Origin of the sequence: Dickeya sp. MK7 (genome assembly GCF_000406305.1) — a bacterium.
Classification (GTDB): domain Bacteria; phylum Pseudomonadota; class Gammaproteobacteria; order Enterobacterales; family Enterobacteriaceae; genus Dickeya; species Dickeya fangzhongdai.
Window position 1 is genome coordinate 1,385,754 of sequence record NZ_CM001984.1, and the last position, 19,342, is coordinate 1,405,095.

Consider the following 19,342-nt stretch of genomic DNA (forward strand, 5'->3'; position numbering starts at 1 on the left):
CTGCTAAATAAATCACTCCTCTTTAATTCGCTCACCATTATTTTAAATATCGCACTGTCGTGCAGGTGAGAAGCTGCGTTCAGGTTCGAGTCGAGCGAAGCGAGACAACCGTGCATCATCTCCTCATGTGGGTTTTGTTATATCTCTTTTTGCTTTAGGCCGGTTTAATCACGCCATCGCATTTGGCGTATAGTAAGGGCTTCTTTTTTGACTGATGGCGATATTCCTTCGTAATCTGGCAAGTCGAAGGGTGAGCCTAAGAGATATTGATGATGATTGGTCCGGTTATCAATGGCGCAGCCATTCTGATTGGCGGCGCATTGGGCGTGGCGTTGCACCGTTTTATTCCCCAGCGTATGCGTGATGGTTTACCACCGGCGTTTGCGATGGTGTCGATCGCAATGGGGATAACGCTGGTGGTAAAAGTTCACCAGCTTCCTGCGGTTGCGCTGGCGATTATTTTGGGGGTAGGGATCGGCGAGTTGCTGCGCCTTGAAGCCGGCGTTCAGAAAGGGGCGATACTGATTGAACGCTTGCTGAGTCGGGTTGTGCCGCCGCCGGAACACAAATTACCGCAGGATGTGTATACCCAGAACTTTACCGCGCTGATTGTGTTGTTCTGCGCCAGCGGCACCGGTGTGGTTGGCGCGATGACCGAAGGGCTAACCGGCGACTATCAGCTGCTAATCATCAAGTCGGCGCTCGACATTTTCACGGCGCTGATTTTTGCCATTACGTTGGGCGTTGCGGTGATGTCGATTGCCGTTCCGCAGTTTCTGGTGCAGACGCTGTTGTTTTTCTCCGCCAGGCTCATCATGCCGTTCATGAATGACATCACCATGGGGGATTTTGCAGCTTGCGGCGGCATTGTGATGATGGCTGTCGGGTTGCGTATCGCTCAGATTAAAACCTTCGCAGTGGTTAACTTCCTGCCGGCGTTAGTGCTGATTATTCCTTTCTCCCTTTACTGGCATCGCCTGTTTCCCTGACTGTCTCGCGGGCGGCCTATTCAGGTCGCCTGGTATCCAGCGGTATCGCGTTTTTAATAAATTAAACACATTTGGCATTTCTGAAATTTATAACTAAAGAAAAAGCAGATTTTATGACAATATTGCGATATTTTGTTTAGTGTATAAAACAAAAGTCCCGGTAATGACATTGTCTTCACGCCTGCAACCGCACGGAATCCCATGATGAGCCAGTTTCCTGAACCACCTGTTATCGATTACCCTTTTCCCGCAAAGCCCAGGCGGCTATCAGAAGGGGAAAAGCAACAGTTCCGTCACCGTATTAAAAGCCTGCTGAAAGAGCGTAATGCGGTGCTGGTGGCGCATTATTACACCGACCCGGAGATTCAGTCGCTTGCCGAAGAGACTGGTGGCTGTGTGGCGGACTCGCTGGAAATGGCGCGTTTTGGCCGCACTCATTCCGCCAGTACGCTGATCGTCGCCGGCGTCCGGTTTATGGGGGAAACGGCAAAGATACTGAGCCCGGAAAAAACCGTGCTGATGCCGACGCTGGAAGCGGAATGCTCGCTGGATTTGGGCTGCCCGGTTGAAGCGTTCAGCGCTTTTTGCGACAGCCACCCGGATCGCACCGTGGTGGTGTACGCCAACACGTCGGCAGCGGTTAAAGCGCGGGCTGACTGGGTGGTGACGTCCAGCATCGCGGTGGAGCTGATCGAACATCTGGATAGTCTGGGGGAGAAGATTATCTGGGCGCCGGATCGACACCTCGGGCATTACGTGCAAAAACAGACCGGCGCCGACGTGCTGTGCTGGCAGGGGGCTTGCATTGTGCATGACGAATTCAAGACCCAGGCGCTGAAACGAATGAAAGCGCTGTATCCGCAGGCGGCGGTGCTGGTTCATCCGGAGTCGCCTCAAAGCATCGTGGCGATGGCGGATGCGGTGGGGTCGACCAGCCAGTTGATTCAGGCGGCGCAGCAGCTACCGCACCGGGAACTGATTGTGGCGACCGATCGCGGTATATTCTACAAGATGCAGCAAGCCTGCCCGGATAAAGTGTTGCTGGAGGCGCCTACCGCGGGGGAAGGGGCGACCTGCCGTAGTTGCGCGCACTGCCCGTGGATGGCGATGAACGGGCTGCAGGCGATTGCCTCGGCGCTGGAGCAGCAGGATACGCTCTATCATGCCATTGAAGTGGATGCCGATGTTCGTGAGCGTGCGCTGGTGCCGCTCAATCGGATGCTGGATTTCGCAGCTAAACTCAGATCATAGTTAATGTCATTCAGGAGCAGAAATGGATTTTTTTAGTACCAGCAATATTCTGGTTCACATCCCGTTAGGGGACAACGGGTATGACCTATCCTGGGTCGAGGCGTTGGGGACGTTATCGGGGCTGGTGTGCATTTGGCTGGCCAGTCTGGAAAAAACCGCCAATTACCTATTTGGCCTGGTCAATGTGTCGCTGTTTGCGCTGATATTTTTCCAGATACAGCTGTATGCCAGCCTGCTGCTACAGATTTTCTTTATTGCGGCCAATGTGTATGGCTGGTACGCCTGGAGCCGCACCACCGACGAGCAGGAGGCGGAATTGCGGGTCCGCTGGCTATCGCGCCGGCAAACGCTGTGGTGGGGCGCTGGTTGCGTAATTGCCATTGTGTTGATGTCGCGCTATATCGATCCGTTCTTTGCTCTGCTGACCCGGGTTGCGGTGATGTTGATGCAGGCGGTCGGTTTGGATGTGACGATGCCGACATTGCAGCCGGACGCTTTCCCATTCTGGGATTCGGCCATGACGGTGCTGTCGGTGGCGGCGATGCTGCTGATGACCCGTAAATATGTGGAGAACTGGCTGCTGTGGGTGGTGATCGACGTCATCAGCGTGGTGATTTTCGCTTATCAGGGCGTCTATGCCATGTCGTTGCAGTATATGGTGCTGACGCTGATCGCCCTTAACGGCTCCTGGCTGTGGATCAAAGGCGCCCGGGATAATCACTCCCGGCCGCTGGCGCGAGCGCTATAAGTACGTCGGTTCGCGTTGTCCTGACGAACGGGACGGCGCGAACCTGCGTGATTAATGCGAATGGCTGTGCGGCTGGCCGCCAGCCTGATACTGGATATCGCAGTGGTCGTCGTCGCACGGCTGATACTCAATCTGGATCGTGGTGTGGGCAACTTGATAATGATCCAGCAGATAGTGTTGGATTCGCTGTAACAACGCATCGTGGTCGTGTGGCGGAATAACCTGAACATGCAGCGTCATCAACGGCTTTTCGCCTACCTGCCATAAGTGGACATGGTGTACGTCGCGGATTTCCGGGATGTCCGCCGTCAGCTTTATTTTCAGTTGGTCGACATTGATGCGGGTCGGCGTGCCCTCCAGCAATTCATGCACGCTCTCTTTCATCAGCCGCCAGGCGCTGCGCAGCACCAGTACCGATACCAGTACCGACAGGATCGGGTCAATCGGGGTCCAGCCGGTAAACATGATGATCAGCGCGGCGCCGATAGCGCCTACAGAGCCCAGCAGGTCGCCCATGACATGCAGCGCCGCCGCCCGCACGTTGATATTCTTTTCACCGCTGCCGCGATGTAACAGCCACAACGCCACCAGATTGGCAATCAGGCCGCCGACGGCAATCAACAACATCGGCGTGCTGGCGATCGGCTGTGGGGCATAGAACCGCTGGATGGCCTCCCAGACGATGAACCCGGTAATCGCCAGCAGAGCTATGGCGTTGACGAACGCGGCCAGGGTAGTCAGGCGCAAATAGCCGAATGTGTGCCGGACCGTCGGTTTGCGCTGGGCGAAACGGACGGCCAGCAACGCCACCAGTAAAGCGACTGCGTCGGTCAGCATGTGGCCGGCATCCGCCAGCAACGCCAGCGATCCGGACAGCAGTCCGCCGACCACTTCGGCGATCATAAAGGTGGCGGTAATGACGAAGGCCAGTTTCAGGCGTTTCATGCTGTCATGTTCGGCCTGGTTGACCGGGTGTGAATGAGCCATGGCATATCCTGTATCAGGTTGATTAATTTGGCATAACGCCGTCCTGCCCGGTCGAAGGACCACCAGTTGATGCCTGTGGTCAGCATGACCGAACCGCTCCCAGAGCCGATGACTGCAACAGTGAAAACATGTGGGTATTATTGCGCCATTTTTTAGCCGCTTGACTTATAATAGCCAGCCTGCAATATGAACGACGACGTTTTTATTTTTTCGTTTTTTACTCCGGGCAGACAGGGGATGAACGTCTGTTGCTGCGGAGACATGGACCCATTATGAATTACCAGAATGACGATTTGAGAATTAAAGAAATTAAAGAGTTGCTCCCCCCCGTTGCGCTGCTGGAAAAATTTCCGGCCACCGAACGCGCAGCACAGACAGTATTTAATGCCCGCAGCGCCATTCACAAGATCCTGAAAGGCAATGACGACCGCCTGCTGGTGGTGATTGGGCCGTGTTCCATCCATGACCCGAAAGCGGCCAAAGAGTACGCCGCGCGGTTGCTGAAACTGCGTGACGAACTGCGCGATGATCTGGAAGTGGTGATGCGCGTCTATTTTGAAAAACCGCGTACCACCGTGGGCTGGAAAGGGCTGATCAACGATCCGCACATGGATAACAGCTTCCAGATTAACGACGGTCTGCGCATTGCGCGTCAGTTGTTGCTGGAAATCAACGATACCGGTTTGCCGGCGGCAGGTGAGTTCCTGGATATGATCTCGCCGCAATACGTGGCGGATTTGATGAGCTGGGGCGCTATCGGCGCACGCACCACCGAATCTCAGGTGCATCGCGAACTGGCGTCCGGTCTGTCCTGTCCGGTCGGTTTCAAGAACGGCACCGACGGCACCATCAAGGTAGCGATTGACGCCATCAATGCCGCCCGCGCGCCGCACTGCTTCCTGTCGGTGACCAAGTGGGGCCATTCGGCGATCGTCAACACCAGCGGCAACCACGACTGCCATATCATTCTGCGCGGCGGCAAAGAGCCGAACTACAGCGCGGAACATGTGCAGGCGGTGAAAGCCGGTCTGGAAAAAGCCGGTCTGCCGACGCAGGTGATGATCGACTTCAGCCACGCCAACAGCTGCAAGCAGTTCAAAAAGCAGATGGACGTATGTGAAGACGTGTGCCGTCAGCTCAGCGGCGGCGAGCGAGCGATCATGGGCGTGATGGTGGAAAGCCATCTGGTGGAAGGCAACCAGAATCTGGAGAGCGGCGAACCGCTGGTATACGGCAAGAGCGTCACCGATGCCTGCATCGGTTGGGATGATACCGACAGCCTGCTGCGTCAGCTGGCGGCGGCGGTGCGTCAGCGTCGCGGCTGATGCCTGACCCGTTCACCCATAAAAAAACCCGGTCTGGACCGGGTTTTTTCTTTTTACACTGGGTGTATAAAACGAATTACTTCGCTTTACCCTGGTTGGCTACCGCCGCTGCCTTGGCAGCGATCTCGTCGGCGTTGCCCAGATAGTAACGTTTGATCGGTTTGAAGTTTTCGTCGAATTCGTAGACCAGCGGAACCGCAGTCGGGATATTCAGTTCCAGAATCTCTTCTTCGCTCATGTTATCCAGGTATTTCACCAGCGCGCGCAGCGAGTTGCCGTGAGCGGCGATGATTACGCGCTCGCCCTTTTTCAGGCGCGGCAGAATGCTTTCGTTCCAGTACGGCACCACGCGTTCGATGGTCAGCGCCAGACTTTCGGTCAGCGGCAGCTCTTTGTCGCTCAGCGACGCGTAGCGCGGATCGTGGCCCGGGAAACGCTCGTCGTCACGGGTCAGTTCCGGCGGGGTGACCGCGAAGCCGCGACGCCACAGTTTCACCTGGTCGTCACCGTATTTTTCGGCGGTTTCCGCTTTGTTCAGACCCTGCAGCGCACCGTAGTGACGCTCGTTCAGTTTCCAGCATTTTTCCACCGGCAGCCAGGCCTGATCCAGCTCGTCCAGCACGTTCCACAGGGTGTGAATGGCACGTTTCAGCACTGAGGTGTAGGCAAAATCAAAGCTGAAACCTTCTTCTTTCAGCAATTTACCTGCCTGTTTGGCTTCGTTGACGCCTTTTTCGGACAGTTCAACGTCCATCCAGCCGGTGAAGCGGTTTTCGTTGTTCCACTGGCTCTCACCATGTCGCACCAGTACCAGCTTAGTTACAGCCATGCTTAACTCCTTCATATACTAAGATTTCTATGATAACTGCTCTCATTATAGGGCCGGAGAGCGGTTATCGGCAATCGCTAGTCGTCGGGCCGCCTGATTTATATGCCGTCATAATGGCGACAAAACAGGCGGCTTTATCGTTTCAGCTTGTGTGTTTCTCCACCATATTGCGATGGAGCAACAAAAACAGCGCCGGAATCACCAGCATCGACAGCAGCGGCGCGCTGACCATGCCGCCGACCATTGGTGCCGCGATGCGCTGCATGATTTCCGAACCCGTGCCGCCGCCCCACATGATCGGCAACAGCCCGGCCATGATGGTGGCGACGGTCATCATTTTCGGACGCACGCGCAACACCGCGCCTTCGCGAATGGCGGCCGTCAACTGATCGTCGGTCAACGGTTGTCCCGGCTGGCGATGTTTTTCCACCGCGTGATTCAGGTACAGCAACATGATCACGCCAAACTCCGCCGCTACCCCGGCCAGCGCGATGAACCCCACCGCACCGGCGACAGATAAATTATAGCCGAGCAGATACAACAGCCAGACGCCGCCGATCAGCGCAAACGGTAGTGTACCCATAATCAACAGCGCGTCTTTGATCTGGCCGAAAGTCACGTACAGCAGGATGAAAATAATCAGCAGGGTGAAGGGCACCACCAGCTTCATGGTTTCCGTGGCCCGCTCCAGATACTCAAACTGGCCGGACCAACTCACCGATACCCCCTGCGGCAGCGTGACCTGCTGCGCCACCTGACGCTGCATATCTTCCACGGCGGATTTCAGGTCGCGCCCGCGCAGGTCGACATAAATCCAGTCGGACAGGCGGCCGTTTTCGCTTTTCAGCATCGGCGGCCCTTCGCTGACGCGCACGTCGGCCAGATCGGACAGCGTCAGGCGCGCGCCGCCTTGCGTCACCACCGGCAGATTTTTCACCGCGTCTACCGAGTCGCGGATTTCCCGCGGATAACGCACGTTGATCGGGTAACGCTGGCGGCCCTCCAGCGTTTCGCCGATGTTTTCCCCGCCGATCAGGGTAGCGACCATCGACTGCAATTCCTGTACCGACACGCCATAGCGGGCGGCCCGCACCCGGTCGATGTCGATATCGATGTAGCGCCCGCCCGCCAGCCGTTCCGCCAGCGCCGACGTTACGCCGGGCACTCGCTTCACCACTTGCTCGATCTGCGCCGCCACCTGTTCGATATCATGCAGATTGTCGCCGTTGACCTTGATGCCGACCGGGCTTTTGATGCCGGTCGCCAGCATGTCGAGCCGGTTGCGAATCGGCGGCACCCACACGTTGGCGATGCCGGGAATACTGACGGTCTGGTCCAGTTCGGCGATCAGTTTGTCCATCGTCATGCCCGGTCGCCATTGTTCCCGCGGTTTCAGGCGGATGGTGGTTTCCATCATGGTCAGCGGCGCCGGATCGGTAGCGCTGTCGGCGCGACCGGCCTTGCCGAATACGCTATCCACCTCCGGCACGGTTTTGATCAGCCGGTCGGTCTGTTGCAACAGCCGTGCGGCTTCGCGCGGCGAAATGCCGGGTAGCGTGGACGGCATATACAGCAGGTCGCCTTCGTCCAGCGGCGGCATGAATTCGCTGCCGAGGCGGGCAAGCGGGAACAGCGTCAGCGCCAGCAGCGCCAGTGAAACGACCAGCGTGGTTTTGGGAAACCGCAGCACCTGCCGTAACACCGGCTGGTACAGGGCGATCAGCCAGCGGTTGAGAGGATTGGTCTGCTCGTCGGGAATCCGTCCGCGCACGAAATAACCCATTAATACCGGCACCAGCGTGATCCCCAGACCGGCGGACACCGCCATCGCGTAGGTTTTGGTGAACGCCAGCGGCGAGAACATGCGGCCTTCCTGCGCTTCCAGCGAGAACACCGGGATAAACGACAGCGTGATGATCAGCAGGCTGCAAAACAGCGCCGGCCCCACTTCCGTCGCCGCCTGCGTGGCGAGCCGCCACCAGGTGGCATTATCCGGTTCATGGTCTGGGTGCTGATGCCGCCACTGTTCCACCACCTTGTGCATGTTCTCGATCATCACAATGGCCGCGTCCACCATGGCGCCGATGGCGATGGCTATCCCGCCCAGCGACATGATGTTGGCGTTGATCCCCTGATAGCGCATGATGATAAACGCGCCCAGAATCCCCAGCGGCAGGCTGATGATCGCCACCAGCGAGGAGCGGAAGTGAAACAGGAACAGCGAGCACACCAGCGCCACCACCACAAACTCTTCCAGCAGTTTGTGGCTGAGGGTAGTGATGGCGCGTTCGATCAGCGGCGAGCGATCGTAGGTAGTGACGATTTCCACCCCGGCGGGCAGGCTTTGGCGGACCTGTTGCAGGCGGGCATGCACCGCCCGCAGCGTTTCCAGCGCATTTTTGCCGGAGCGCATCACGATAACGCCGCCCGCCACTTCGCCTTCGCCGTTCAGCTCGGCGATGCCGCGGCGCATTTCCGGGCCTTGTCGTAAGGTGGCGACATCCTGCAACAGCACCGGAATGCCGTCGCGCCGACCCACCGGCACGTTGAGAAAGTCTTCCGTTTTCAGCAGATAGCCGGAGGTACGCACCATGTACTCGGCTTCCCCCAGTTCGATAACCGAACCGCCGCTTTCCTGATTGGCGGCCCGCAGCGCGTCGATCACCTGCTGATGCGTCACGTTGAGCGCGCGCAGCCGTTCCGGATTCAGCACCACCTGATACTGCCGCACCATGCCGCCGATGCTGGCGACTTCCGCCACGTTGGGCACGGTTTTCAACTCATATTTCAACAGCCAGTCCTGAATGGCGCGTAAATCCGCCAGACTGTGTTGACCGGTACGGTCGACCAGCGCGTATTCGTAGATCCAGCCCACTCCGGTAGCGTCCGGCCCCAGCGAGGCTTTGGCATCGGCGGGCAGGGTGGATTGCACCTGACTCAGGTATTCCAGCACGCGGGAGCGCGCCCAGTAAGGGTCGGTGCCATCTTCAAACAGCACATAGACGTAGGCGTCGCCAAACATGGAAAAACCGCGCACGGTCTTCGCGCCGGGCACCGACAGCATGGTGGTGGTCAACGGATAGGTGACCTGATTTTCCACCACCTGCGGCGCCTTGCCGGGATAGCTGACGCGGATAATGACCTGTACGTCGGAGAGGTCCGGCAGCGCATCCAGCGGCGTTTTCTGCAACGAAATCACCCCCCAGCCGGCCATCAGCAGCGTGGCGATCAGCACCAGAAAACGGTTTTTGATCGACCAGCGAATCACCGCAGCAATCATAGGTGACCTCCGTGAGCCGCCGCGGCGACAGGCTGGATAGCCAGCAGCCGCGCGCCGTTGTCATCCAGCCGGAACCGAAATGTCACCGTCATGCCGGGCTGGAGCGTCGCTGGCAGCGCGTCGCCGTCGAAGGTGAAATCCATGGTCATCGGCGGCCAGTCCAGCGCCGGCACCGCGTCGTGGGCGAGGGTCACCTGCTTGCCGTTGATGGCCTTGATGACCCCTCTGGTCTGGTAGTCGCCGACGGGGGCGGGCGTGGCGGCCGGGCTCTGGTTCTGCGGTGTGTCGCTGAACGAGGTCAACGCGCTGCGCAGGCTGGCTTCGGAGTCGATCAGGAACTGACCGGAGATCACCACACTATCGCCCTCGTTAAGACCCGAGCGGATTTCCGCCCACCCGTCCTGAATGACGCCGACGTCAACCGGGCGCGGCGTGAAATAGCCCTGACCGTCGTTCAGCAATACCCGGTTCTGCCGGCTGCTGACCAACAGCGCCTGTTGAGGAACCATCAGCGCCTGACGGGCGACGCCGGCGGCAAGCTTCACCGTCAGGTACATACCGGGTTTGAGGCGCTGTTGCCGGTTGTCCAGTACTACGCGGGCTTTCAGCGTGCGGGTGGCGCTGTCGAGTTGCGGCAGCAGTTCGGCAACGCGCCCGCGAAAGGTGTCGCCCGGCCAGCTGTCGCTAACGGCGAGCATCTCATCGCCGATATGCAACGCCGCCGCCTGTGCCGCCGGATACTCCACCTCAACCCACACCGGGTCGAGACTGGCCAGCTCAAACAGCGGTTGCGCAGGCGTCAACTGGGCGCCGGTACGGACATCCAGCCGGTTGATGTAGCCGTTCTCCGGTGCGGTGATGGTTAGCCGGGGTTGCGGTTTGCCGCTGCGTTCCACCTGACGGATCACGCTTTCCGGCATGAACATCAGCGCCAGTTTTTGTCGTGCGGCCTGACTTAGCTCCGCGTCCCCCAACTGGCGTACCGCCAGATACTCCTGCTGGGCTGCCGCCCAGGTTGGGTTCCACAGTACCGCCAGCATCTGGCCTTTTTGCACCGGCTGTTGTACCGCGTTGACGCCGAGTTGCTCCACCACGCCGCCGCTGGGGGCGACCAGCGTGCGCAGGGTGCGCTCATTGAGCGCCACGGTACCGTAACCGGTGGCGTGCGGTTGCAGTTCGCGGCGTTCGGCTTTGGCGGTGCGCACGCCGAGATTCTGTTGCTGGCGCGGACTGACCGTCACGCCGCCGTTATCCTGCACCTCATCGGCGTAGCGCGGCGTCAGCGGCATATCCATAAACGGCGATTTGCCGGGTTGATCGAAGCGCTTGTCCGGCACCATCGGGTCATACCAATAGAGGACCTTACGCCCGCCGTTGGCGTCGGGCGTCGCGGCGGCGGCATGCGTCGTCGTGCCGGTGGCGCGGCTGCCGCTGTAATAACTAACTGAGTAACCAACTGCTGCGGCCGCCAGCGCCACGGCAATCAGACTGACAGTAAAAGTTCGGTTCATTTTGCGGCGGTTCCTTGTGGCGTCAGGTAGCGGAGGGCGGCCCACAGCGTCGCCATGTCACGGGCGGCGTTCTGCGCGGCGATGCGGCTGTCCAGCAGCGCGCGACGGGCTTCCAGCACGCCGGCCAAATCGCTGCCGCCGCTCTGATACTGGCTTTGCAGCAGCCGGATGCGCTGTTGCTGCAACGGCAACACCTCGTCGTTCTGGCGACGCCAGCGTGACTGCGCCGCCTGATACTGCGCCAGCAGGGTGTCGAGTTGCACCCGGTGCTCCCGCTGGGCGAGCGCGACCCGATCGCGGGCTTCCATGCTGCGCGCCACATCGGCGGCGTGATCCTTGTCCTGCCGCCTGGACTGGAACAACGGCAGGTCCATGCTGATTTCGAAGCCCGCCATATCATCGAAGCTATTACCGCGGCGGCCGTAGTAGACCTCGACGCCGACATCCGGGATCGCCGCTACCGCTGACTGGGCGGCTCGTGCCTGCGCCAGCCGGGTTTCCTGCTCGGCCTCGGCGATTTCCGGATGCTGGGCGATGGCGGCGTACAGCACCGCCGGGTCGGCGGGCAGACGTTCGAAACGGGGCAGCGGCCCCTGCGTGGCGACATCGGCGACGCCGGTCAGCCGGGTCAGCCGCGCTTGCGCGATGGCCGCATCACGGGTGGCGTCCGCCAGCCGATCCTGCATGGCGGAGAACGTCAGCCGGGCGTCCAGCACCCGGGTCGACTCGCCGCCGGCCGCCACGCCGGCTTTCTGAACGGCAATCTGTCGCTGGCTTTCCTGCACCAGCGCGTTGACTTCCTGCAGTATCTGGCGGGAAAGCGCCAGTTCCAGCCAGGCCTGGGCGGTATCGCGTTGCAACTGGGCGCGCAGGGCTTCGCTGTTGCCGCGTACCGTGTCGGCTTCCGCCTGAATGGTTTGCGCCTTACGTTCGCGCTTGGTGGCGCTGACATACGTCTGCATGATGCCGATGCGTTGCATGGTCATGCCTTCGCGCGTCAGGCGCCGGGTGTTGTTGCCGCCGAGCGGTACGTTTTCGATGCCGTATTTCAGTTGAGGGTCCGGCAGTTGTGTGGCGGAATCGGCCATGTTTTGCAGCGCGTTCATCCGGTGCTGGTTGGCTGACAGGTCGGCGGAATACTGCTCCGCCGCCTGTAGCGCGCCATCCAGATCCAGTGCTGCCGCGAATGACGCGGCAGGCAGCCACAACAACATCGCCAGCCACGCGCGTGAAGCGCGGAACTTGCGTATGTGCATGGTGGTCTCCGGTTAGTTTTGCTGCGGTTTGATATCCGTCAGGGTGTAGCCGTCCGCGCTTTGCACGAAGCTGAAGCTGACCGCGCTGCCCTGGGGCAGCGGCGTCCAGTGATTGTTCGCGGGCAGACGGAAGTTCATGGTCATGGCCGGCCAGCGAAGCGCGGGGACGGCGGCGTGCGCCAGGGTAACGCCGTTGGCGTTCCATTGTTTGACTGTGCCGGTGGTGCGGTAAACCGTGGCGGCGTCGGCGGTCATGGACGACATGTCGTGATTCATCCCGCCTGGCATGGTATGGGACATGTTGCCCATCTCGCCGGTCATGGTGTGAGTCTGATTTTGTTCAGCCAGCAATGGGGCGGAAAACAGCAGGGTGGCGATAGCCACGGAAAGCATACGCATGATAATAGCTCCATAAATACGATAAATAACAAGTTATTGCGCAAAAGCGCACGACGGTTGTTTATCGCGGAAGCTATTCTCTGAATCGGCAAAAACGGATTTCGGCGGGCGGGCCGGCGACCGGCGGCGTAAACCAACTGTTGCTGCTGGCGGTAACGGGCTCCGGCGGTTGAGCCGGCAACAGTTCACTGTTAACCGGCAGCGCCAGTAATGACAGTGACGGTAAATCCTGACTGGCGGAGTCGGGCAGACAGTGTTTTTCACACACCGGGCTGACGTCAGCGGCGGACTGCATGGCATGCGCGGCCGGCATATCGGGCATGACGACGTCTGGCTGCATACGGTGGGCATCATGTTGAATACTCACCGGCGCCGCGGTTACGGCCAGCTCGCAACGGTGACCGGCCACCGCCAGTTGGGCATTCAGCAGCAACCAGCATAACGCCAACATCCAACCCCATCCGCTTTTATGGCGCAGATGTCGCAGGTTGAATGAATGATGGCGCGAGGCTGTCATGGCGTGAATATCCTTATAAAAAGTGCTGCCAGTGTAAGAGGCGTAATCCGCGCCGGACAAGCAGGAATTTGCACAGATTTGTAAAGAGCCAGCCGTGCTGGCTCTCAGTTTGTCAATCTGTCGGGTTTTCAGCAGGACTGACGATAAACGCATAGCGGGTAAGCGAGCGGTAGCGCTTGCCGGGTTTCAGCCAGCAGTCGGGTTGCGGCCAGTCCGGATGATTGGGGCTGTCCGGCAGAAATTCGCTTTCCAGCGCCAGCCCGGCGTAGTTGGCATAAGGCGTGCCGTCGCGTGACGGCGTGCCGGCCAGAAAGTTGCCGCTGTAGAGTTGCAATGCCGGCGCGCTGGTGTACACCCGCATCTGCACCTTGCCGTCCGCCGACCACAGGCTGGCGGCCGGGCTTTCGCCAGAGCCGCCGGTGCGGTGCAGCAGAAAAGCGTGGTCGTAACCACGAACGGCCTGCTGGTCCGCATCGGCCAGAAAATCCTGTAACAGCGTTTTGGGCTGACGAAAATCGAAACTGCCGTCCGCCACGTCCCGCAACGCGTCGCCGGGAATACCGTCCTGATTCACCGGCAGATAGTAATCCGCCATCAGTTGCAACTGGTGATGCCGCACGTCGGTCGGCGCGCCGTCGAGGTTGAAATAGGCATGGTTGGTCAGGCACACCGGGCAGGGCTGGTCCACTTCCGCCTGATACTCGATGTCCAGCGCATTCTGGTCGGTGAGCTGATAACTGACCTGCGCGGTCAGCGCGCCGGGAAAGCCCTGATCGCCGTCCGGCGAATGCAACTGGTAGATGACCTGATCGTCGCTCTGTTGCAGTATCTGCCAGCGCCGGGCGTGAAAGCCGTCCGGCCCGCCATGCAACTGATGTACGCCCTGATTGGCGTGCAGGCGGATGAGCGCATCGCCCTGACGCAGGGCGGCGTTGGCGATACGGTTGGCGTAGCGCCCCACCGACGCGCCCAGATAAGCGGCCTGATGCGGGTACTGTTCGGGCGCGCAGCCCAGCAGCACTTCACGCGTTGCGCCGCCGGGCAGCGGCAACTGGCAGGAGAGCCAGGTGGCTCCCCAATCCATCAACGTTACCCGCGTACCGTGGCGATTTTGCAGTACGGTCAACTGAAATGGCTGACCATCCGGAGCGAGCGCCGTTTGCGGCGCGCGCGGTTCAACAGGGTCATTCGACATAACCGGCTCCTGGCGAGGCCTGACAGACGTAACAGGTGGGTTGCAATCCGGTTTTTGCCGGATAGTCCCGCATCACGGCATTTTGCACCGCTGTCACGTGCTGTTGTGGGATCAACGCCACGATACAGCCACCAAATCCACCGCCGGTCATGCGCACGCCGCCTTCATCGCCGATCACGGCTTTGACCATGTCCACCAGCGTGTCGATGGGCGGCACGGTGATTGCGAAGTCATCCCGCATCGACGCATGGGAGGCGGCCATCAGTTCGCCCATCTGGCGCAGATCGCCGCGCGTCAGCGCGTCGGCCGCCGCCAGGGTACGGGCGTTCTCGGTAATGATATGGCGGGCGCGACGGGCCACTACTTCATCCAGTCCATCGACTTTGGCGGCGAAATCCGCTTCGCTGACGTCACGCAGCGCCTTGACCTGAAAATGACGCGCCGCCGCTTCGCACTGCTGGCGGCGGGTATTGTATTCGCTGTCCACCAGACCGCGTTTGACGTTGGAGTTGATGATCATCACCGCCACGTTGTCCGGCATGGACACCGCGCGCGTTTCCAGCGAACGGCAGTCAATCAACAGCGCATGACCGCGCTTGCCCTGCGCCGAAATCATCTGGTCCATGATGCCGCAGTTGCAGCCGACGAACTGGTTTTCCGCTTCCTGACCGTTGAGCGCCAGCGCCACATTGTCCAGCGGTAGCTGGTACAGCGCCTGAATTGCCTTGCCGACCGCCACTTCCAGCGACGCCGACGAACTCAGACCCGCGCCCTGCGGTACGTCGCCGCTGATCACCAGATCCGCGCCGCCAAAGGCATCGCTGCGTGTTTTCAGATGCTTGATCACGCCGCGGACATAATTCGCCCACTGCCATTGCGGATGATGTTCGATCGGCGCATCCAGCGAAAACAGATCCTGCTGGTTGTCGTAGTCCACCGCGATGACGCGGATTTGCCGGTCATCGCGCGGCGCGGCGCTGATGGTGGTCGAATAGTTGATGGCGCACGGCAGCACAAAGCCATCATTGTAGTCGGTGTGTTCCCCTATCAGGTTGACCCGGCCCGGCGCCTGCACGGTAAGCGTCGCCGGGTAACCGAACTGCTGCTGGAAAACCGCCTGGGTGCGTGCTGATAAGGTCATGCCTGAACTCCTGAATCACGGTAATGAATGTCGCTGACGGCACGTAGCCGTTCCGCGGCCTGCTCGGCGGTCAAATCGCGCTGGGTTTCCGCCAGCATTTCGTAGCCCACCATGAATTTGCGCACTGTGGCGGAACGCAACAGCGGCGGATAAAAATGCGCGTGCAACTGCCAATGCGGGTGATCGCCGTCGGTAAACGGCGCGCCGTGCCAGCCCATCGAGTAGGGGAACGAGGTCTGGAACAGGTTGTCGTAGCGGCTGGTGAGCTTCTTCAACGCCAGCGCCAGATCCTGACGCTGTTCCGCGGTGACATCCGGCAGGCGCAGGGTGTGGGCTTTGGGCAGCAGCAGCGTTTCAAACGGCCAGGCCGCCCAGTAGGGCACCACCGCCAGCCAGTGCTCGGTTTCCACCACATGGCGCGCGCCGTCCTGCAATTCGCGTTGCAGGTAATCCACCAGCAACGGCGAGCCGTACTGCTGGAAATAGTCGCGCTGCAGCCGGTCTTCCCGTTCCGCTTCGTTGGGCAGAAAATCATTGGCCCAGATCTGGCCGTGCGGATGCGGGTTGGAACAGCCCATCGCCGCGCCTTTGTTTTCGAATACCTGCACCCACGGGTACGTTTGCCCCAGTTCGGCGCTCTGCTGTTGCCAGGTGGCGACCACCTGTTCCAGCGCGCCGAGCGACAGTTCCGGCAGGGTTTTGCTGTGGTCCGGCGAAAAGCAGATCACCCGGCTGGTGCCGCGTGCGCTCTGGCAGCGCATCAGCGGATCGCTATTTTCCGGCGCTTCCGGGGTGTCGGTCATCAGCGCGGCGAAATCGTTGGTGAAAACAAAAGTGTCCTGATAGTCAGGGTTGGTATCGCCGGTCGCCCGCGTGTTGCCGGGGCAAAGGAAACAGGTTGGGTCATGCGATGGCAGCGGGTCGGACGACACGCTTTCCTGCTGCCCCAGCCACGGACGTTTGGCGCGGTGCGGCGATACCAGCACCCACTGACCGGTCAGCGGGTTGTAGCGACGATGCGGATGTTCAACGGGGTCAAAATACGCCATGGGATACCTTATTTCTGTCATCGAAAAACGTTGCTATCGGAAAAACGATGCGTCCTGAAAACGGTGTCTTATCACTGCCTGTCAGTCTGAAAAGCCATTCGGATGGCGGGACTGCCAGCGCCAGGTATCGGCGGCCATTTCGTCCAGCGTCCGGCTGACGCGCCAGTTAAGCTCGCGGGCGGCTTTTTCCGCGTCGGCCCAGTAAGCGGGCAGGTCGCCGTCACGGCGGGGCGCGAAATGGTACGGCAGTTGCTTGCCGCAGGCGCGGCTGAAGGCTTCCACTACCTGCAGTACGCTGTAACCTACGCCGGCGCCGAGGTTATAGGTGTGTACGCCGGGCTTGCCGTGCAGGGTATTCATGGCGGCGACATGACCCTCGGCCAAATCCACCACGTGGATATAATCCCGCACGCCGGTGCCGTCGACGGTCGGATAATCGTTGCCGAAAATCGCCAGCGAGTCGCGGCGGCCCACCGCCACCTGAGCGATGTAAGGCATCAGGTTATTGGGTACGCCCTGCGGATCTTCGCCCATTTCGCCCGAAGGATGCGCCCCCACCGGGTTGAAGTAGCGCAGCAGCACCACGCTCCAGTCCGGTTCCGCGCGCTGCAAATCCTGCAGGATCTGCTCCACCATCAGTTTGCTGCGGCCGTAGGGGCTGGCAGGGGTGCCGGTGGGGAAACTTTCCTGATACGGGATCTGCGGCTGGTCGCCATACACGGTGGCGGAGGAGCTGAAAATCAGCGTCTTGACGCCCGCCTGCTTCATGGCTTCCACCAGCGTCAGCGTGCCGTACACGTTGTTGTCGTAGTAGTTGATGGGCTCGCGGACCGATTCGCCCACCGCCTTGAGACCCGCGAAGTGGATCACGGCGCCGATGTCATGTTCGACAAAAATGGTCTGCAGCAGTGCGCGGTCGCGGATATCGCCCTGATAGAATACCGGCGCCTGCCCGCTGACACGGGTAATGGCGTCGGCCACGCTGGATTTGCTGTTGCACAGGTTGTCGAGAATAACCGGCTGATGGCCGGCGGCGATCAGTTGCACACAGGTATGGCTGCCTATGTAACCGCTACCACCTGTAACCAATACTTTCATAATGACCTCTGTCGCAGAAAACTGGTTGGAAAAATAGCATGACCATAGCAGGAAAAAGGTGATCAACGCCGTAAATAGCGATAATTAAGGCTGTCGTCTCACTTTTCACCCCTTCCCTGATTGAGTGAACGACCAGCATAGCGCGATGTGGTGCCGGGTGAAATACGTTGTATTCTTTGTGGTAGCGTTATCACTAAATCGATCGTCAACGCGTGTGAGGCGACGGTTTCGACTGAGGCGAAACCGTCTGTGAAAGGTCAGCGGTTTTCTATCAGGTAGCGGTAGCCGTCGCCGTCCGGTACGAAAGTCAGGCGGTGGGTGATGCAGTCCGGCGCGTCTTCCGCATGGTGGGAGACGAACAACAGTTGGGTTTGTCCCTGACCGATCAGAATATCCAGCCAGCGGCGGATAAGCTGACGGTTGAGCGGGTCCAACCCCTGCAGCGGTTCGTCCAGAATCAGCAATGCCGGGTGTTTCACCAGCGCGCGCACAATCAGCGCCAGCCGTTGCTGGCCCCAGGACAATGACTGGAACGGGGCGTCGGCCACGCTGTCCGGCAGGCCGAGCAGTTCCAGCCACTGGGCGGCGAGAAAACGCTGACGGTCCGACACCGCCTGATAAATGCCGATGGAATCGAAGAAGCCGGAGAGGATCACGTTGCGCACGCTGGTGCTGACGCGGTACTCCAGATGCAGGCTGCTGCTGACGTAGCCGATGTGGCGCTTGATGTCCCAGATGGTTTCGCCGCTGCCGCGCCGACGGCCAAACAGCGTCAGGTCATTGCTGTAGCCCTGCGGGTGGTCGCCGGTGATCAGGCTAAGCAGGGTGGATTTGCCGGCGCCGTTCGGCCCGACGATTTGCCAGTGCTGGCCCGGCAGTACTTCCCAGCTCAAATCGTTCAGAATGCGGCGATCGTTGTAGCTCACCACGCCGTGCAGCAGGCGAATGCGCGGTTGATCCGGCGACAAGGTCGGGCGCTGGGTCGGGTCTTCCGCTTCCGGCAGCGCGGTATCGGTCAGGGTTTCGCTGTGCGCCAGCTGCGACACCAGCGCATCGGACAAAATCGCCTCGCGCGCGCCTTGCCGGGTCAGGGTGCAATCCGCCAGCACGCCGACCTGGCCGACAAACGCCGGAATATCCTCAAAGCGGTTGAGAATCAGCACCAGCGCTTGCCCCTGCGCCGCCAGCGACGCCAGCAGGTCGGCCAACTGCGCACGAGAGGCGACGTCCAGCCCGTCGAACGGTTCGTCGAGAATCAGCAGGTCCGGCTGCGTCATCAGCGCCTGACACAGCATGGTCTTACGGGTTTCGCCGGTAGAGAGGTATTTGAAGCGTCGGTCGAGCAGATGGAGGATGCCGAATTGCGTCGCCAGCTGGCGGCAGCGGTCGGCGTCGTGCACGCTGTCCTGGATCACCTCGGCGGTGGTGCGCCCGGTGTCGTCCTCGTCGGCGCTCAGCATATCGGTGTTGTTGCGTTGCCACTCCAGCGACACCAACTGCTGCAGTTGCTCGAAAGAGAGGCGCGCCACGCGCTGGAAGTCACACTGGCGCTGTCCTGACAACAGCAGCAGCTCGCCGGAGAGCGCGCGCGCCAGCGCCGATTTCCCGCTGCCGTTGGCGCCGACGAACGCCCAGCACTGATCCTGATGCAGCGTGAGTTCATCCAAACGCATCATCCGGGTATCGCTTAACCGGAACTGCGCCTGATGGATGTGCAGCAATGACATGATGATTCCCTTTGCGAAATGACAGAACCTTTACGGGTAA

The 19,342-nt window shown here is 60.1% G+C and carries 16 protein-coding genes; 4 read left to right on the forward strand and 12 right to left on the reverse strand.

All coding sequences use genetic code 11. The features are described 5' to 3' along the window. The first annotated feature begins 272 nt into the window (after positions 1–272). The 3 genes from DXXMK7_RS06250 (at position 273) to pnuC (ending at position 2,988) form a co-directional block, all read left to right on the forward strand. Positions 273–989 carry a DUF554 domain-containing protein gene (locus DXXMK7_RS06250; RefSeq protein ID WP_033569369.1) on the forward strand — a complete coding sequence of 239 codons (717 nt, stop codon included), beginning with the start codon at positions 273–275 and terminating at the stop codon, positions 987–989. A 204-nt stretch (positions 990–1,193) separates the two neighbouring features. Further along, positions 1,194–2,240: a quinolinate synthase NadA gene (gene nadA, locus DXXMK7_RS06255; protein ID WP_038918328.1), complete on the forward strand. Its 1,047-nt coding sequence runs from the start codon at positions 1,194–1,196 to the stop codon at positions 2,238–2,240. A 22-nt stretch (positions 2,241–2,262) separates the two neighbouring features. Continuing rightward, a complete protein-coding gene (gene pnuC / locus DXXMK7_RS06260; protein ID WP_038918330.1) occupies positions 2,263–2,988 on the forward strand; it encodes a nicotinamide riboside transporter PnuC in 726 nt (241 codons plus the stop codon). A 51-nt stretch (positions 2,989–3,039) separates the two neighbouring features. Here the strand turns inward: pnuC and zitB are convergent, their stop codons facing one another. Next, positions 3,040–3,975, reverse strand: coding sequence for a CDF family zinc transporter ZitB (zitB, locus tag DXXMK7_RS06265; protein WP_038918331.1), 936 nt, complete (start codon positions 3,973–3,975; stop codon positions 3,040–3,042). Between the two features lie 272 nt (positions 3,976–4,247). Between zitB and aroG the strand changes: the two genes are divergently transcribed. Next, positions 4,248–5,300, forward strand: a complete 1,053-nt coding sequence (aroG, locus tag DXXMK7_RS06270; protein WP_038918332.1) for a 3-deoxy-7-phosphoheptulonate synthase AroG — start codon at positions 4,248–4,250, stop codon at positions 5,298–5,300. A 76-nt stretch (positions 5,301–5,376) separates the two neighbouring features. On the opposite strand, the gene gpmA is transcribed toward aroG, so the two are convergent. The 11 genes from gpmA to modF all read right to left on the reverse strand — a co-directional run bounded on the left by gpmA (position 5,377) and on the right by modF (position 19,302). Next, entirely contained in the window at positions 5,377–6,129 is a 753-nt protein-coding gene (gene gpmA, locus DXXMK7_RS06275; protein ID WP_038660762.1) for a 2,3-diphosphoglycerate-dependent phosphoglycerate mutase, read from the reverse strand. A gap of 142 nt (positions 6,130–6,271) precedes the next feature. Next, entirely contained in the window at positions 6,272–9,409 is a 3,138-nt protein-coding gene (locus DXXMK7_RS06280; RefSeq protein ID WP_038918333.1) for an efflux RND transporter permease subunit, read from the reverse strand. Further along, positions 9,406–10,920 carry an efflux RND transporter periplasmic adaptor subunit gene (locus tag DXXMK7_RS06285; protein WP_038918334.1) on the reverse strand — a complete coding sequence of 505 codons (1,515 nt, stop codon included), beginning with the start codon at positions 10,918–10,920 and terminating at the stop codon, positions 9,406–9,408. Before DXXMK7_RS06285 ends, DXXMK7_RS06280 begins: the two co-directional genes overlap by 4 nt. Beyond that, a complete protein-coding gene (locus DXXMK7_RS06290) occupies positions 10,917–12,176 on the reverse strand; it encodes a TolC family protein (protein WP_038918335.1) in 1,260 nt (419 codons plus the stop codon). The genes DXXMK7_RS06285 and DXXMK7_RS06290 overlap by 4 nt, the downstream gene beginning before the upstream one ends. Before the next feature lie 12 nt (positions 12,177–12,188). After that, positions 12,189–12,575, reverse strand: coding sequence for a copper-binding protein (locus tag DXXMK7_RS06295; RefSeq protein ID WP_038918336.1), 387 nt, complete (start codon positions 12,573–12,575; stop codon positions 12,189–12,191). A gap of 73 nt (positions 12,576–12,648) precedes the next feature. After that, the gene (locus DXXMK7_RS06300; RefSeq protein ID WP_038918337.1) at positions 12,649–13,092 is read right to left on the reverse strand and encodes a hypothetical protein; all 444 of its coding nucleotides are present in this window, start codon (positions 13,090–13,092) and stop codon (positions 12,649–12,651) included. Between the two features lie 112 nt (positions 13,093–13,204). After that, positions 13,205–14,287, reverse strand: coding sequence for a galactose-1-epimerase (gene galM, locus DXXMK7_RS06305; RefSeq protein ID WP_038918338.1), 1,083 nt, complete (start codon positions 14,285–14,287; stop codon positions 13,205–13,207). Further along, positions 14,277–15,428 carry a galactokinase gene (gene galK / locus DXXMK7_RS06310; protein WP_038918339.1) on the reverse strand — a complete coding sequence of 384 codons (1,152 nt, stop codon included), beginning with the start codon at positions 15,426–15,428 and terminating at the stop codon, positions 14,277–14,279. The genes galM and galK overlap by 11 nt, the downstream gene beginning before the upstream one ends. After that, positions 15,425–16,477 carry a galactose-1-phosphate uridylyltransferase gene (gene galT / locus DXXMK7_RS06315; RefSeq protein WP_038918340.1) on the reverse strand — a complete coding sequence of 351 codons (1,053 nt, stop codon included), beginning with the start codon at positions 16,475–16,477 and terminating at the stop codon, positions 15,425–15,427. The genes galK and galT overlap by 4 nt, the downstream gene beginning before the upstream one ends. Before the next feature lie 81 nt (positions 16,478–16,558). Then, positions 16,559–17,575, reverse strand: coding sequence for a UDP-glucose 4-epimerase GalE (gene galE, locus DXXMK7_RS06320; RefSeq protein WP_038918341.1), 1,017 nt, complete (start codon positions 17,573–17,575; stop codon positions 16,559–16,561). A gap of 257 nt (positions 17,576–17,832) precedes the next feature. Further along, positions 17,833–19,302, reverse strand: coding sequence for a molybdate ABC transporter ATP-binding protein ModF (gene modF, locus DXXMK7_RS06325; protein WP_038918342.1), 1,470 nt, complete (start codon positions 19,300–19,302; stop codon positions 17,833–17,835). Positions 19,303–19,342 lie beyond the last annotated feature (40 nt).

Coding starts and splice junctions, on each gene's coding strand:
- DXXMK7_RS06295 (WP_038918336.1), bottom strand. CDS start 12,575: ATGCGTATGCTTTCCGTGGCTATCGCCACCCTGCTGTTTTCCGCCCCA.
- DXXMK7_RS06250 (WP_033569369.1), top strand. CDS start 273: ATGATTGGTCCGGTTATCAATGGCGCAGCCATTCTGATTGGCGGCGCA.
- galM (WP_038918338.1), bottom strand. CDS start 14,287: ATGTCGAATGACCCTGTTGAACCGCGCGCGCCGCAAACGGCGCTCGCT.
- galT (WP_038918340.1), bottom strand. CDS start 16,477: ATGGCGTATTTTGACCCCGTTGAACATCCGCATCGTCGCTACAACCCG.
- DXXMK7_RS06285 (WP_038918334.1), bottom strand. CDS start 10,920: ATGAACCGAACTTTTACTGTCAGTCTGATTGCCGTGGCGCTGGCGGCC.
- galK (WP_038918339.1), bottom strand. CDS start 15,428: ATGACCTTATCAGCACGCACCCAGGCGGTTTTCCAGCAGCAGTTCGGT.
- nadA (WP_038918328.1), top strand. CDS start 1,194: ATGAGCCAGTTTCCTGAACCACCTGTTATCGATTACCCTTTTCCCGCA.
- DXXMK7_RS06280 (WP_038918333.1), bottom strand. CDS start 9,409: ATGATTGCTGCGGTGATTCGCTGGTCGATCAAAAACCGTTTTCTGGTG.
- zitB (WP_038918331.1), bottom strand. CDS start 3,975: ATGGCTCATTCACACCCGGTCAACCAGGCCGAACATGACAGCATGAAA.
- modF (WP_038918342.1), bottom strand. CDS start 19,302: ATGTCATTGCTGCACATCCATCAGGCGCAGTTCCGGTTAAGCGATACC.
- gpmA (WP_038660762.1), bottom strand. CDS start 6,129: ATGGCTGTAACTAAGCTGGTACTGGTGCGACATGGTGAGAGCCAGTGG.
- DXXMK7_RS06290 (WP_038918335.1), bottom strand. CDS start 12,176: ATGCACATACGCAAGTTCCGCGCTTCACGCGCGTGGCTGGCGATGTTG.
- aroG (WP_038918332.1), top strand. CDS start 4,248: ATGAATTACCAGAATGACGATTTGAGAATTAAAGAAATTAAAGAGTTG.
- DXXMK7_RS06300 (WP_038918337.1), bottom strand. CDS start 13,092: ATGACAGCCTCGCGCCATCATTCATTCAACCTGCGACATCTGCGCCAT.
- pnuC (WP_038918330.1), top strand. CDS start 2,263: ATGGATTTTTTTAGTACCAGCAATATTCTGGTTCACATCCCGTTAGGG.
- galE (WP_038918341.1), bottom strand. CDS start 17,575: ATGAAAGTATTGGTTACAGGTGGTAGCGGTTACATAGGCAGCCATACC.